The organism is Listeria sp. LM90SB2, assembly GCF_028867355.1.
GTDB classification, from domain to species: Bacteria; Bacillota; Bacilli; order Lactobacillales; family Listeriaceae; genus Listeria; species Listeria monocytogenes_B.
This window is the reverse complement of the sequence record NZ_CP046449.1, coordinates 2047229-2062938: the sequence shown is the minus strand read 5'-3', so window position 1 is coordinate 2062938 and position 15710 is coordinate 2047229. Positions and strand designations below refer to the sequence as shown.

General features: G+C 40.1%; 15 protein-coding genes. 4 read left to right on the top strand and 11 right to left on the bottom strand.

From position 1 onward, the window contains the following. Window positions 1-7: 7 nt before the first annotated feature. The 8 genes from leuD to ilvD form a co-directional block, all read right to left on the bottom strand. On the bottom strand, window positions 8-589 hold the full coding sequence (gene leuD, locus GL301_RS10180) for a 3-isopropylmalate dehydratase small subunit (protein WP_003727975.1): 582 nt from the start codon (window positions 587-589) through the stop codon (window positions 8-10). Beyond that, window positions 576-1964, bottom strand: a complete 1389-nt coding sequence (leuC, locus tag GL301_RS10175) for a 3-isopropylmalate dehydratase large subunit (protein ID WP_003725878.1) — start codon at window positions 1962-1964, stop codon at window positions 576-578. The genes leuD and leuC overlap by 14 nt, the downstream gene beginning before the upstream one ends. A 1-nt stretch (window position 1965) precedes the next feature. Further along, window positions 1966-3018 (bottom strand): 3-isopropylmalate dehydrogenase, encoded by a 1053-nt coding sequence (gene leuB, locus GL301_RS10170; protein WP_003727976.1) that lies wholly within the window; start codon window positions 3016-3018, stop codon window positions 1966-1968. Between the two features lies 1 nt (window position 3019). Continuing rightward, window positions 3020-4558, bottom strand: a complete 1539-nt coding sequence (locus GL301_RS10165; RefSeq protein ID WP_003725876.1) for a 2-isopropylmalate synthase — start codon at window positions 4556-4558, stop codon at window positions 3020-3022. Window positions 4559-4715: 157 nt separating this feature from the next. Next, the gene (ilvC, locus tag GL301_RS10160; RefSeq protein WP_003727977.1) at window positions 4716-5711 is read right to left on the bottom strand and encodes a ketol-acid reductoisomerase; all 996 of its coding nucleotides are present in this window, start codon (window positions 5709-5711) and stop codon (window positions 4716-4718) included. Between the two features lie 98 nt (window positions 5712-5809). After that, window positions 5810-6301 (bottom strand): acetolactate synthase small subunit, encoded by a 492-nt coding sequence (gene ilvN, locus GL301_RS10155; protein ID WP_003723150.1) that lies wholly within the window; start codon window positions 6299-6301, stop codon window positions 5810-5812. Next, complete coding sequence (gene ilvB / locus GL301_RS10150; RefSeq protein WP_003725874.1) at window positions 6302-8023, bottom strand: biosynthetic-type acetolactate synthase large subunit; 1722 nt, start codon at window positions 8021-8023, stop codon at window positions 6302-6304. Between the two features lie 17 nt (window positions 8024-8040). Continuing rightward, window positions 8041-9735 (bottom strand): dihydroxy-acid dehydratase, encoded by a 1695-nt coding sequence (gene ilvD / locus GL301_RS10145; protein WP_003725873.1) that lies wholly within the window; start codon window positions 9733-9735, stop codon window positions 8041-8043. 690 nt (window positions 9736-10425) lie between these two features. Between ilvD and GL301_RS10140 the strand changes: the two genes are divergently transcribed. Together GL301_RS10140 and GL301_RS10135 are read left to right on the top strand one after the other, a co-directional pair. Beyond that, entirely contained in the window at window positions 10426-10953 is a 528-nt protein-coding gene (locus GL301_RS10140; protein WP_003734410.1) for a GNAT family N-acetyltransferase, read from the top strand. Then, entirely contained in the window at window positions 10926-11411 is a 486-nt protein-coding gene (locus GL301_RS10135; RefSeq protein WP_003727978.1) for a DUF6884 domain-containing protein, read from the top strand. Before GL301_RS10140 ends, GL301_RS10135 begins: the two co-directional genes overlap by 28 nt. Here GL301_RS10135 and GL301_RS10130 read toward each other — a convergent pair. The 3 genes from GL301_RS10130 to zwf form a co-directional block, all read right to left on the bottom strand. Beyond that, the gene (locus GL301_RS10130) at window positions 11394-11531 is read right to left on the bottom strand and encodes a hypothetical protein (RefSeq protein ID WP_003727979.1); all 138 of its coding nucleotides are present in this window, start codon (window positions 11529-11531) and stop codon (window positions 11394-11396) included. The two genes, GL301_RS10135 and GL301_RS10130, sit on opposite strands and share 18 nt — an antisense overlap. A gap of 31 nt (window positions 11532-11562) precedes the next feature. Continuing rightward, on the bottom strand, window positions 11563-11994 hold the full coding sequence (locus tag GL301_RS10125) for a YueI family protein (RefSeq protein ID WP_003725871.1): 432 nt from the start codon (window positions 11992-11994) through the stop codon (window positions 11563-11565). 118 nt (window positions 11995-12112) lie between these two features. Beyond that, window positions 12113-13588, bottom strand: coding sequence for a glucose-6-phosphate dehydrogenase (gene zwf, locus GL301_RS10120; RefSeq protein WP_003725870.1), 1476 nt, complete (start codon window positions 13586-13588; stop codon window positions 12113-12115). Between the two features lie 300 nt (window positions 13589-13888). Here zwf and rnz point away from each other — a divergent pair, with 300 nt between their 5' ends. After that, window positions 13889-14809: a ribonuclease Z gene (gene rnz, locus GL301_RS10115; RefSeq protein WP_003725869.1), complete on the top strand. Its 921-nt coding sequence runs from the start codon at window positions 13889-13891 to the stop codon at window positions 14807-14809. 4 nt (window positions 14810-14813) lie between these two features. Further along, window positions 14814-15605 carry an SDR family NAD(P)-dependent oxidoreductase gene (locus GL301_RS10110; protein ID WP_003725868.1) on the top strand — a complete coding sequence of 264 codons (792 nt, stop codon included), beginning with the start codon at window positions 14814-14816 and terminating at the stop codon, window positions 15603-15605. The last annotated feature ends 105 nt before the right edge of the window (window positions 15606-15710 follow it).

The window sequence follows — 15710 nt, the reverse complement described above, 5'->3', positions numbered from 1 at the left end:
CCTTTTCTTATATTGAATCCACTTTTTGTTCATAGGCTTTAATCGCATCAATATGTTCAAATGTAATGGCGATATCATCCAGTCCATTAATAAATTTATTTTTCCAAGTAGCATCAATCTCAAACGGGTAGGTACCAACTGAACTAATAACTTGTTGATTTGGCAAGTCAATGGTCACATTTTCATCGGCTGCAATTTTCGCTAATTTTTCACGCGCCTCTCTAGGAAGAACGATAGGGAGCACGCCGTTTTTTGTACAATTCATATAAAATATATCACTATAACTGCCAGCGATAATTACACGGAAACGGTAGTCGAGTAGTGCCCACGCAGCATGTTCTCTGGAGGACCCGCAACCAAAGTTATCTCCCGTAATTAAAATAGTCGCTTCCTGACGATCTGGAGCATTGAGCGGGAAGTCTGGGTTTGGTTTACGGTTCGGCAGGTAGCGCCAACTATCAAAGAGAAATTCGCCAAAGCCTGTTCGCTCAATGCGTTTTAAGAAACTTTTTGGAATGATTTGGTCGGTATCAATATTGTCATTCATTAGCGCTACTGTTTTTCCAATGTGTACTTTAATTTCCTCCACTGATAACCGCCTCCTTTCGAATATCGATAAAGTGCCCGTTAATTGCCGCAGCAGCAGCCATTGCTGGTGAAACAAGATGAGTACGAGCGCCTTTACCTTGACGACCTTCAAAATTTCGGTTCGAAGTAGAAGCACAGTGAACGCCGTCTGGTACTTGATCAGGGTTCATTCCTAGACACATCGAACAACCAGGTTCACGCCACTCAAAGCCAGCTTCTATAAAAATTTTATCTAGTCCGATAGATTCTGCCGCATTACGCACTTGGCGAGAACCAGGGACCACGAGTGCGCGAATATTATTTTTCACTTTATTTCCTTTGACGATACGAGCAGCTTCTTCTAAGTCAGAAAGTCTGGCATTTGTACAAGAACCAATAAACACATAGCCAAGCTCGATTTCTTCTGCAGTTTGACCAGGTTTTAGCCCCATATATTCATAAGCACGCTCATAGTTCATATCTTTAATTTCCGGAAATGCTTTAGAAAATGGCACTCCCATTTCGGGATTCGTTCCCCAAGTGACATACGGTTCCAAAATGCTCGCATCCATTTTGATATGAAGGTCATATTCGGCATCTGGATCTGTTTGGAGCGTTTTCCAGTCACTAATTGCTTTATCCATATCAGCGGGAGCGTATTCACGACCGCGCACATATTCAAAAGTAGTTTCATCTGGCGCCATCATGCCCATCTTTGCGCCACCTTCAATTGCCATATTACAAATCGTCATCCGTTCTTCCATCGACATATTGCGAATAGTTTCGCCGTAATACTCAACGGCATAGCCAGTTCCAAAAGCGACGCCATACGTGGCAATCAGATGCAAAATAATATCTTTTGCATAGACACCTTTTGGAAGATTGCCGTTAATTTCTATGCCCATTGATTTTGGCTTTTGTTGCCAAATGGTTTGAGTCGCAAAAACATGCTCTACTTCACTAGAACCAATCCCAAAGCCAATTGCTCCAAATGCTCCATGAGTTGCAGTATGCGAATCTCCACATACAATGACTTTTCCAGGTTGTGTTAGCCCAGTTTCTGGTCCAACCATATGCACGATTCCTTGGCGATCACTACCCATATCAGCTAGCGTCACGCCAAATTCCTCGCAATTGGTTTGCAGTGCTTCGATTTGTTTTTTAGCAACAAGGTCTTGAATGTTGAAAATATCTTCAGTTGGAACGTTATGATCCATTGTCGCGAACGTTTTATCTGGTCTACGCAGTGGCCGATTTTCCATTCTAAGTCCTTCAAACGCTTGAGGAGAAGTAACTTCATGAATCAAATGAAGATCAACATATAATAATTGTGGTTCACCTTCTTTGCCATAAATGACATGGCGATTCCAAAGTTTATCAAAAAGTGTTTTCCCCATTTTATTCTCCTCCTTCAATTTGTTTTAGAACTTCATTTGTAAAATCAGTTGTGGAAGTATTGCCTCCAAGGTCAGCAGTTAAAAATCCAGCTTGCATCGTTCTTGCTGTAGCTGCATCAATCGCATCTGCTTCTTCAAAAAGAGAGAAAGATTGACGAAGCATCATGGATACAGAGGATATCATCGACATTGGATTCGCGATATTTTGGTTAGCGATATCTGGCGCAGATCCGTGAATTGGTTCGTATAAAGATGGTCCGTTTTCCGCGTGGCTAGCAGAAGGGAGCATTCCAAGCGAGCCAGTAATAACAGACGCTTCATCACTTAAAATATCGCCAAATAAGTTTTCTGTCACGATAACATCAAAGGTCGTTGGTCGCTGAATCATAAGCATTGCGGCAGCGTCGACGTATAGATGTTCTAGTGTGATATCTGGGTGACGACTTGCGACTTCATCAGCGATTTTTCGCCATAATTTACTAGAAGCAAGCACATTCGCTTTATCTACTGAAGTAACTTTTTTATTCCTAGTAGCGGCGATTTCGAAAGCTTTCTCGATAATTCGCTCGATTTCTGCACGGGTATATGTTAATGAATCCACTGCTGCCTCATTATCCCAATATTTCGGTTCTCCGAAATAAAGTCCACCAGTCAATTCACGAACAACGACAAAATCAGTGTTCTCAACAATTTCCTTTTTTAAAGGAGAAAGGTGCGTGATGGAGCTTGGGACTTGGATAGGTCGAATGTTGGCGAAAAGACCAAGCGCTTTTCGAAGTGCAAGTAGGCCATCTTCGGGACGTTTCGGCGCATTATCCCATTTTGGACCACCAATTGCTCCGAGTAAAATGGCGTCGGCGTCTCGGCACGCTTTTAAGGTGGAAGAAGGGATTGGGTCTTGTGCTACGTCAATTCCTGCGCCGCCAAAGGGATGAGATTCAATTTCAAACGTATGGTTGTATTTTTTTGCGACTGCCTCTAATACTTGAAGTCCAGAAGTCATAATTTCTGGACCAATTCCGTCGCCAGCTAAGGAAGTAATTTTATAGGTCACGTTATTTTACCTCCTCGAAATCAGCTTGCTTACTGGCGGTTTTGCTTTTGCCTGATGCTTGCAAATAAGCTTTAGCACTAGCAGTTAAAACGTCAAAATCAATACCGATACCATGGAACACAGCGCCTTTGTCATTTTTAATGACGACATGGACTTCTGCTTGGGCATCTTGACCGGCTGTAATTGCTTGGATACGATAATCGGTTAATTCAATATCTTGTTTCATAAGACGGTTAATCGTATTATAAATCGCTTCAATGCTACCTGAACCAGTTGCTGCGTCTTCTACTAGAGCGCCATCACGTTCTTCAATGCGAACAATCGCACCTTGGACGCCGCCAGTAACATATTGAACTTGCAAATGTTTTAGTTCGAAATCATCGGCTGATTCGGAAGATTGTCCGAGAATTAACGCGTGCAAGTCTTCTTCTGTTACTTCTTTTTTCGCATCTGCTAATTGTTTGAAACGTTTAAAGGCATCTTTTTGTTCTTGTTCGGTTAGTGTGTAGCCCATTTCTTCCATGCGCGTATTGAAGGCATGTTTGCCAGAAAGTTTGCCAAGTGGAAGAGAGTTTTTATCCACGCCGACAAGAGCAGGGGTGATGATTTCATACGTATCAGGATTTTTTAGGACACCATCTTGATGAATACCAGATTCATGCGCGTAAGCATTGCCACCAATTACAGCTTTGTTACGTGGAACAGGCATACCAGACAAGCGGCTAATCAAATCACTTGAATTTTTAAATTGATTCAATACAATGTTTGTTTCAGCTTGATAAAAATCTTTGCGAATATGAAGCGCTACCGCAACTTCTTCCAGTGCCGTATTCCCAGCACGCTCACCAATCCCATTAATCGTACCTTCGACGCGTCTTGCGCCATTTTCGATTGCAGCAAGTGCGTTTGCTGTCGCCATACCAAGGTCATCATGGCAATGAGAAGCGAAAATAATATCATCAAATTGCTTTATTTCGCGGCGCAAATCTTGGAATAATTGCCCAAATTCGGTGGGGTTTGTATATCCGACCGTATCTGGAATGTTGATGACAGTTGCTCCTGCATCAATCGCTGTTTGAACTGCTTCAATCAGAAAAGCACGATCTGACCGAGTTGCATCTTCTGGTGAAAACTGTACAACATCAAATTTTTGTCTCGCATAACTAATGTGGTGTTTAATGGAAGCAAGAACTTCCGCCCGACTCATTTTTAATTTGTATTCCATATGCACATCGCTCGTTGCAAGGAAGATATGTATTTGCGGAGAAACAGCGTCTTTTAGCGCTTCCTCGGCACGGTCAATATCTCCTTCAACACAGCGCGCTAGCCCTGTTACAGAACAATGTTTAATCGCTTTTGCAATCGCCTTAACGCATTCAAAATCTCCAGGAGAAGAAATCGGAAAGCCGGCTTCAATCACATCAATTCCAAGTTTTTCGAGTTGTAAGGCAATCTGGATTTTCTCCTTTACGTCAAAATTAACTCCAGGGGTTTGTTCGCCATCTCTAAGTGTAGTATCAAAAAACTGGATTTTCTTCATTCGATTTCACCTCTTGTTTTATATTAGATAGGGAAGCTTGGATTTTTCCTGCTTTCAGTATCAGTTTAGGAAAGAAAAAGGTTCTTCCTTAAACTCATATTGAAAAAGGATAACGGTTGCTAGGCAAGAAATCTCACCTAGCAATCCGAATTAAGTATTAATGTTGTGGTTTAACAAACGGCATCATTTCACGAAGTTCAGCACCAACTTTTTCGATTTGATGACCTTGTTGTTCTTTGCGCATTCTATGGAATTCTTTAAAACCATTTTTATTGTCGTCAATGAATGATTTAGCAAAGTTACCATTTTGAATGTCGGTAAGTACTTCTTTCATTGCTTTTTTCGTATCAGCTGTAACAACACGAGGACCGGAAACATAATCACCATATTCTGCTGTATTGGAGATCGAGTGGCGCATTTTTTCCATACCACCTTCATACATCAAATCAACAATTAGTTTCATTTCGTGTAATACTTCAAAATAAGCAAGTTCTGGTTGGTAGCCAGCCTCTACAAGTGTTTCAAAACCAGCTTGGATAAGGTGAGTTGCACCCCCACAAAGAACTGCTTGTTCGCCAAATAGATCGGTTTCGGTTTCTTCTTTGAAAGTGGTTTCGATAACGCCAGCACGAGTTGCACCAATACCTTTTGCATAGGAAAGGGCTGTGTCGCGTGCGTTTCCAGTGGCATCTTGATAGATAGCGAATAGGGAAGGAACCGCGCCACCTTCAACAAATGTGCGGCGAACTAAGTGACCAGGACCTTTTGGAGCTACTAGGAAAACATCCACATCGCTTGGAGGATTAATTACGTCAAAATGAATGTTGAAACCATGTGCGAAAACAAGCGCATTGCCAGCTTTTAGGTTAGGTTTAATTTCGTTTTCGTATGTTTCACCTTGCGTTTCATCTGGCAAAAGAATCATGATAACGTCTGCTTTTTCAGCGGCTTCGCTAACAGAATAAACATCAAAGCCATCGTTTCTAGCAGATTCGGCAGATTTTCCTTCGCGAATGCCGATAATAACGTTATTGCCATTGTCACGTAGATTTTGAGAATGTGCGTGACCTTGCGAACCGTACCCGATTACTGCTACTGTTTTACCTTCTAGTGCGTTGTTTTTTACTGCATCTTCATAATAAACTTTTGTCATTTTTCCTAACCTCCAACTAATTTCTTTTTATATTTCAGAATAGCGATGTGCTGTTCTGATGCTAGCAAAGCAAGAGACTGCTCTGTAGTAAATGATTTTTAACCCATTTTTTTAGGGCTTCTTGTAAAGCCTGTGACGCCGGTCCTCGCCATTTGCTTAATACCATACGGGCGAACTGTGTCAACGAAAGCATCGATTTTTTCACTTGTTCCAGTTACTTGAATGACGACATTTTTCGTGCCGACATCAATGACAGTGGCGCGAAATGGTTCGATGACTGCGTTTAGCTCAGATCGTAAGGCAGCAGGGGAGTTGATTTTAAGTAAAGCTAGTTCGCGTTCGATGTGCGCATCGTCAGTAATATCGCTTACTTTGAGCACATCGATTTGTTTATTGAGTTGTTTAGTTACTTGCTCGATTTCGTATAAGGAATCGACATGGACGACGATGGTAATCCGAGAAACATTTGGGATTTCGGTCCAGCCGACAGAGATGCTATCAATATTGTATTGGCGTCTGGAGATAACCCCAGTGATACGATTTAACACGCCAGAAGAGTTGTTTACTGTAGCGGTAATGATTCGGCGCATTTATTCCACTCCTTCCATTTGGTGATTTGGTTTGCCGCTTGGAACCATTGGAAGTACTAGCTCATCTTTGGCCACATGAACGTCAATGACAATCGGTCCAGGGTGAGCGAAGGCTTTTCTTAGATCTTTTTCTAGCGTTTCAGGATTCGTCAAGCGAACCCCTTTGACACCGTAAGCTTCAGCTAGTTTAACAAAATCTGGTTGGCTCGTGAAAATCGAATGAGAATATCTTTCGCCGTGGAATTTTTCTTGCCACTGACGAACCATGCCGAGCGAACCGTTATTGATAATGACCGTTTTCACATTGATTTGGTAATCATTTAAAATCGCTAGTTCTTGATTGGTCATTTGGAAACCACCGTCCCCAACAATGGCGACTACCGTTTTATCTGGGAAAGCAAGTTGCGCACCAACAGCTGCTGGAAAGCCAAAGCCCATTGTGCCAAGCCCGCCACTCGTAATAATTTGATGATCAAATTGGAATGGATAAAACTGTGCCGCCCACATTTGATGCTGGCCAACATCGGTAGAAACAAGCGCTTCACCTTGCGTAATTTCACCAATTAGCTCAATCACACGCTGTGGTTTAATTTCTGCTTTTTTCGTTCTATCAAAATTAAAAGGATGACGGTTTTTACGGGTCATATTTAATTTGTACCAATGGGATGTATCAGGATGAACCGGAAGTTCCATTTGTAGTAGTTGTGTAAGTGTTTCGTTAATATCAGCTACAATCGGAATTTGTGTTTCGATAATTTTGCCAATTTCAGCAGGATCAATATCGATATGTGCAATCGTTGCTTTTGTGGCAAATTCTTTTGGCGCACTGGCAAGCCTGTCATCGAAGCGGGAACCAAAATTAATGAGCAAATCGCAATCTGTAAGTGCCATGTTTGCCGCGTATGAACCGTGCATGCCGCCCATACCAAGGAACAAATCATGACTTTGCGGGAAACTTCCTAGACCAAGCAGCGTATTCACGATTGGAATTTGATAGCGTTCAGCGAATTCTAGTAATTCAGCTGTAGCTCTCGCATGATTGACGCCAGCTCCGGCAAGTATTAGTGGCTTGCTTGCGGCAGAAAGAGATTGCATTAGTTTTTCCAGTTGAAGTGGGTTCGGTGAATAAGTCGGTTGATAACCCGGCAGATCAATCGTATCTGGTCGTACAGACTCTGTTTGGATAATCCCCATGTCTTTTGGAATATCCACGACAACAGGACCTTTACGACCAGTGCTTGCAATATGAAAAGCTTCATTGACAATTTTTGGTAAGTCACGAACATCACGCACTTGGTAATTATATTTAGTAATTGGAATGGTTAGCCCAATCATATCGGCTTCTTGGAAGGCATCTTTTCCGATACCAGGCGTATGAACTTGTCCGGTGAAAATCACTAATGGAATCGAATCACTCATTGCATCCGCAATACCAGTTAATACATTTGTCGCCCCAGGTCCACTTGTTACAACTACCACACCGGGTTTCCCAGTAACACGTGCATAACCTTCCGCAGCATGAATCGCTCCTTGCTCGTGTCTTGTTAGAATATGCGGAATATCACAGTCGTAAAAAGCATCGTAGAGAGGGAGAACCGCACCACCCGGATAGCCAAAAATCATCTCGACTTGTTGCTTTTTCAAGGAGTCAATTAAAAGTTCCGCACCACTTTTATTTTGCTTTTTTGTCGCTTTTTCATTTGTCTTCGTCGTATCAATCACGCTTATCACCTCATTTTTTAGTCGATTAAATCTTCTGGAATTTGCAAAATGCCACCAGTGTGGGCGCTAGTTACAAGCGCAGTATATCTTGCAAGGTAACCAGTTTTTACTTTAGCTTTAAATTTCGGTAATTCTTTTCTTCGTTCTTCCAAAACCTCATCAGAAACATCCACGTTTAACGTCCGGTTTGGCAAATCAATCGTGATGATATCGCCGTCATGAACAAGGGCGATAGGACCACCAGCTGCAGCTTCTGGAGAAATGTGGCCAACTGCGATACCACGAGTAGCCCCAGAAAAGCGACCATCTGTAATCAAAGCAACATCTTTTCCTAAACCTCGACCAACAATACTAGATGTTGGCGCAAGCATTTCAGGCATTCCCGGACCGCCTTTAGGACCTTCGTAGCGAATGACCACGACATGCCCCTCGCGGACGGTATGGTTATCAATTGCTTCCACCGCCTCATCATGAGAACTAAAGCAAATCGCTTCTCCTTTGAAAACTTGTACGGAAGGATCTACGCCACCAACTTTGATAGCAGCTCCTTTTGGTGCGATGTTACCAAACAACATCGAAAGTCCGCCAACTGGGCTGTACGGATTTTCTTTTGGATGAATAACATCGGTATTATTAATTTTTGCATCAGCTACGTTTTCGCGAATCGTTTTACCAGTAACAGTGATTCTGTCTGGATGTATTGCGCCACCTAGATCAACCAGTTCTTTAACAATGGCTGAAACACCGCCAGCTTCGTGAACATCATGCATTGAGTAAGAAGAGGAAGGTGCAATTTTGGAAAGGTAGGGAACACGTTTAGCAATATCATTAATACGTTCCAAATCATAATCTTCAATACCAGCTTCGTTTGCAAGTGCAAGTGTATGTAATACGGTATTTGTCGAACCACCCATTGCCATATCTAGCGCAAAAGCATCGTCAATCGCATCTTTTGTAATAATGTCACGAGGACGAATATCTTTTTTAACTAAATCCATTAAATGAAAAGCAGATTCTCTAATAAGATCACGGCGTGCGTCAGAAACAGCAAGTGTTGTACCATTTCCCGGAACAGCCATACCTAGGATTTCCATCAAACAATTCATTGAGTTTGCTGTAAACATTCCTGCGCAAGATCCGCAAGTCGGACACGCATTAGCTTCCATATCAAGAAAATCTTCCTGCGACATGCTGCCATCTTTAAATGCGCCAACCGCTTCAAAAACAGAAGAGAGAGTGAGTGCTTTTCCGTGTGCAGATAATCCAGCTTTCATTGGGCCACCAGAACAGAAGATAGCAGGTACATTTGTACGAACAGAAGCGAGAAGCATTCCAGGCGTGATTTTGTCACAGTTTGGGATGTAGAAAACCCCATCAAACCAGTGCGCATTGATTACCGTTTCCGCTGCATCCGCGATAACTTCACGAGAGGGAAGGGAATAGCGCATACCGATATGTCCCATCGCAATGCCGTCATCTACACCAATCGTATTAAATTCAAATGGGATACCGCCAGCTTCTCTAATAGCTTCTTTAGCCACATCCGCTAATTCTCGCAAATGAACATGACCAGGAACGATATCAATGTAAGAGTTACAAATAGCGATAAATGGTTTATCCATATCACCTGGACTTTTAATTTGACCTGTAGCATGCAGCAAACTTCTTGCTGGAGCTTGTTCGACACCTTTTTTTATTTTGTCACTACGCATATGACTTTACCCCATTTCTAATTAAGAATTATTTGCCGACACTGAATTTTTAGAATTCACTAAATAGCGTGGCATTAATATATATGATTAAGTAGCTGCTTGCTTGATAATGGCTTTTCGATGCTTGAAAACTCGAAATCTAGCTAAAGAAAAAGCACCCCAATGATGAAAACAATGGGATGCTTTGCTAGAATCCCATTTAACGTAAACAGGACTCAAACTACTGTAAATTTCTACAGTGCTCAAAGTCCTTCTAGAGTAATAAAATTGTAATGACTGATTTGGTCGTTTTCATAAGTCATTATCCCCTTCGTTAAATGGTTTTATTTTTTCGATTAGTCGCACATTTTTGAAAAAAATTAATATCAAGAAATGTTATGTTAGTATTTAATATATATGGTTGCCATGCGATTGTCAATTGTTATTTTGAAAGTTTTCCGTCAGTTTGCACAATTCAAGCAACTTACACTTTTAGCTGAAATTAGTACCAGGTCTTATATTTGAAGTATAACTTAAATGGAAGCGCATTCAAAAATGAAAGGTCAAGTATATAGTCAGAATAGTTTTATTTTTATAGTTTTCTATTATTTATTTAATAATTCGGATAAAAAATCACACATTAGTTGCGTTCTTCTATCTAATTCTGCTAAATTGAAAGTAATAAATTAGTAGGAAAGCCGGGTTATTGTTGTGGATAATTTAGAGACAGATCGATTAATATTAATTAATTACACACTAGAAATGATTCAGGCAACGATTAATGGGACAGAAGCTTTGGAAAAAGCAAGTGGCTACCATGTGTCACCTGACTGGCCAGGAATTGATTTCTTTTTTTATTTACCATATGTATTAGAAAACGTGAAAAAAGACGATAGAATGATTAAATGGACACGCCTAGTCATTTTAAAAGAAGAAAATAAAATTATCGGCGAAATTGGTGGACAAGGAAATCCGGACGAAACGGGCGAAATCGAAATTGGCTACAGCATCGTACCAGATTATCAAAATAAAGGTTATATGTCAGAAGCGCTTATAGGTATGATTGCTTGGCTAGAAGAACAGCCCGCCATTCATCGCATATTTGCCAGAAGCTACGAGCAGAACATGGCATCCATACAAGTACTAAAACACAACCATTTCGTACATATCAAAGAAAAAGATACAGAAGAGAAACAAGGAAGAGTGATGATGTGGGAATATCCAATAAAACGAACCTGATTATTATTGCATCTGGAAAACCAAAAATATGGGATAAGTCGCCAGATATTGGTCCAGTAAAAGCAAGCGAAGTGTATACAGGAACATTTCATCGTTTAAGTAGAGCCTATGCGGAACAGTTTGCAAATGAATATTTAATTTTATCCCCCAAATATGGTTTTTTGCGACCGGACGATATTATTTCAAAAACATATGATGTCCGCTTCACCATGAAAGGGACTAGTGCTGATACGATTCAACTCGAGGAATTAAAGGAGCAGTGGCAGAAACTACAAATAAACCCTACCGAACCAATTCCGATGTTAGGCGGCAAAAAGTTCAGAGGGTTATTAACGAGCATCACGGATGGTAAGCAAGTATTTAATTTCCCACTTGACGGGGCATCAGGAATTGGTGTCATGCAGCGAAATTTAAAGCAAGCTATCGAAACAGGAATTCCATTAAATCGTACTGAGTAAAAGAAGTGCAGCAGTTATGAGCAAAAACATAACGCCCATATTAACATTTTTACGGATGAAGAAATAAATCGTTTGTAACGCCATCAAAATAGCGAGTGACAGAGTGATAATGTGTAGCATAAATCGACCTCCTAAATAGTAAGCGGAAAACTTAATTAAACAGTTTACGAACCTTCTCAAGTAACGAGACAGGTTCTTCTTCTTGTTCTACTTCTGCTTCTTTATATAAATGAATGTCTTCCTTGTTTACCGCTTTTTGACAGGCGAGGACGAGGTAAATATCTGTTTCACCTTCTAAACGAGTAACAATCGAAAATTCATGTTTACATTTTTCTGCTAGTTTAATATAAGGGCGTAAAGAATTATAATGGAGTAATCCGTTTAAAAGAAGCTTGGAGTCACTGTTTTCTAGTATTGCTTTTTCTAGTTCTGGAAGATACTCTTGGGTCAAAACTTCCTCTTTTGTGAGTGCAACTAAAACACGTTCGCGATAAGTTCCTAAATATTTTTTCTTCTCAGCGGGATTAATCTCTTTTGCCCCATACATGCCTTTTTCTAAGTAGTCATCAATATTTTCAGCCATTATATGAGCTCCTTTAACTAGTTAGTTTTCCTCTCTATTCTAACATGCATAGGGGTTTTTGCAAGTAAACAAAGAAAACCAGAAATAGGCTAGGGTAGCCATATTTCTGGTTTTTTGATTAATCGATTGGGAACCACTGGAATCCGTCGCGTTGAATGAGGTCGTCTGCTTCTTTAGGCCCCATCGAACCGGATTTGTAGTTCGGGAAATGATCTTTCGTATTTGTCCAAACATCTGCTATATGGTCAATAAAGTTCCATGATAGTGATACTTCATCCCAGTGAGAGAAGTAAGTCGCATCACCGCGAAGACAGTCTAGAATCAATTTTTCGTAAGCCTCAGGTGTGTTCATGCCGTCTGGAGAGGAATGAATATAATTTAAGTTGACTGGCATTGTAACCATACCTTGACCAGGTTCTTTGACGTTCAAATGAAGTGTAATACCTTCGTCCGGTTGGATATGAATAACAAGCACATTACCACCAAGCGATTGTTGTTGACCAAATAAATTCAGCGGTACATCTTTGAACTGAATCGCAATTTGGGTCGTTTTCTTCGCAAGACGTTTACCCGTGCGAATATAAAATGGAACGCCAGCCCAGCGGAAGTTATCGATTTCTAGTTTGGCTGCAACAAACGTTTCCGTATTGGAATGAGGATCCACATTATCTTCTTGACGATAGCCTTTGAGTTCTTTGCCACCTACTTCACCAGGACCGTACTGACCACGAATAAAGTTTTGGTGAACTTCTTTACCTTCAAAAACGCGTAAGGAACGAAGCGCGCGAACTTTTTCATGACGAATCTCGCGTGTCGTTAAGTTAATTGGTGGCTCCATCGCAAGTAGAGAAACGATTTGGAGAATATGGTTTTGAACCATGTCTCGAAGCGCGCCACTTTCATCGTAATAGCGCCCACGATCTTCAACCCCAAGCACCTCAGTTAAAGTAACTTGGATGTTATCGATGTAACGATTATTCCAAAGCGATTCAATGATAGAATTTGCAAAACGAATAACCGAGATATTTTGGATCATTTCTTTTCCTAAATAATGGTCAATACGATAAATTTCATCTTCTTTAAATGCTTGACGAAGCGAATTATTTAATTCTTCTGCACTAGCTAAATCGTGACCAAATGGTTTTTCGATAATTAAACGATGAAAGCCATCTGTATCTACAAATCCTTCAGATTTAATGCGACTTGCGATAGTTCCAAAGAAATTCGGCGCCATTGCAAGATAGAAGAGGCGATTGCCACCTAATTCGTATTTTGCATCTAATTCATCAGACAAATCTTTTAAAGTTACATAAGATTCTTTATTTGTCACATCATGAGATTGATAGTAGAAGTGAGAAGCAAATGCATCCGCGTCTTTTTCGGAACCGTCAATGTCTTTGATAGACTCTTTTACTTTATCACGGAAGAAATCGTTACTCCATTCACGACGAGCCGTTCCAATAACAGCAAAATTGTCGCCAAGAGATCCCTTACTGTACAAATGATATAGCGAAGGGTAAAGTTTGCGATTTGCCAAATCTCCCGTACCGCCAAAAATAGTAATCAGTGCTTTTTGTTCTAACTCATCTGTCATACGTCATTTACCCTCTTTCTTATTCTCTTAATGGCAAAAATTAACTGCTAAGAAAAAGATTTCTTAGTTTGAAAAGAACCCCACAAAAAAAGGCCTTATTAAATGAGCTATTAATTTTCCTCATTAGTCCATACTATTTTATCCATAAAGAAGCATTTGTGCAACTGTTTGGTTTGAATATTTTTTTAATTTGACAGTTATTTCTGAATTATAAGGGTTTTTTCTTAGAAATGTTTATTTCCTGTTCGTTTAAGAATATGATAAAATAAGACACGAACTGGGAAGGGAATGAAACAGATTATGGAACTTGTTTTTCTAGGAACTGGAGCAGGCGTACCGTCGCGAGGCCGTAATGTCACATCCATCGCACTTTCAATGTTAAATGAACGAAATACAATTTGGCTATTTGATTGCGGAGAGGCAACACAACACCAAATCATGCGAAGCCAAATTAAACTTAGTAAACTAGAAAAAATCTTTATTACTCACATGCACGGAGATCACATTTTTGGACTGCCAGGCTTATTAAGTAGTCGTTCTTTTCAAGGAGGGGACTCTAATTTGACTATTTACGGTCCTGCCGGAATAGCAGAATATGTCGAAACTTCCTTAAGACTCAGTGGAACAAGGCTTACATATAAAATTAATTTTGAAGAAATAGAGCCAGGTTTGATTTTTGAAGATGAAATGTTTTTAGTTACAGCTGACGATCTTGATCATGGCGTACGTAGCTTTGGTTACCGTATTGTCGAAAAAGATAAACAAGGTGCACTCAATGCTGAAAAATTAAAAGCGGACGGCGTCGAAGCGGGACCGGTTTTTCAAAAGCTGAAAAACGGCGAAATCGTAACATTAGCTGATGGACGCGTCATTGATGGTAAAAATTATATCGGAGAGCCGCAAAAAGGGAAGATTATTAGTATTTTTGGTGATACAAAAGAAACTGCTAACGAACTAGAACTAGCACTGAATGCCGATATTTTGGTTCATGAAGCAACGTTTGAAGGCGATAAAGCAAAAATGGCAGGAGAATACATGCATTCTACGACGCTTCAAGCAGCCAATCTTGCTAAAACCGCCAATGTCAAAAAATTAATTTTAACCCATATCAGCTCAAGATATGATCGAGATGCAAGTAAAGAACTATTAATAGAAGCAAAAACTATTTTTGAAAATACTGAAATAGCTTATGACTTAGCTGTTTTTCCAATTGGAGAGTGACAAAATGAACCCTTTTTTGAAGAATAAAACGGTTTTAATTACCGGAGCTTCTAACGGTCTTGGAGCTGAAATCGCAAGACAAGTTGCTATGTCCGGTGGTAATGTTATTATAACAGCCAGAAGTACGAAAAAATTAATAGAATTACAAAAAGATATACATGATAATTTTTCAGTAGAAGCGACTTATTTTACTTTAGATATGACTGATTTTGAGCAAGTGAAACAAGTCAGCGCAGAGATAAATGCATCCTATCAAATTGATGTGTTAGTCAACTGTGCAGGTTTTGGTTTATTTGAAAATGCGGTAGATATTCCATTTGAGACAATTGAAAAAATGTTTGATACGAATGTACTTGGCTTAATTCAACTCACACAACTGATTTTACCGCAAATGCAAGCGCGCAAAGCTGGACATATTATTAATATTGCTTCCCAAGCCGCTAAAATCGCTACACCTAAATCAACCGTTTATTCAGCCACGAAATATGCGGTTTTAGGCTTTTCTAATGCACTTCGTTTAGAACTAATGCCAGATAAAATCCATGTTACAACGATTAATCCTGGCCCGATTGCCACAAACTTTTTCGATGTAGCGGATAAATCAGGAAACTATTTAGAAACAGTTGGCAAATTAGTGTTAAAGCCAGAAAAGGTTGCGCGTAAAACAGTACAAATTATGGGAACTAAGCGTCGCGAAATCAATTTACCTTTTGTAATGAATATAGCAACACGACTTTATCAAGTAATGCCACAAGTTATCGAATTCTTCGGTAAAGGGGCATTTTTAAAGAAATAAAATGGAAGAAAATACCTTATGAAAATAGGGTATTTTTTTCTTGTAATTAATGAGGATAACCTTTATAATTGAATAAGAACGTTTGTTCGTTTCGGAGGAGATGCA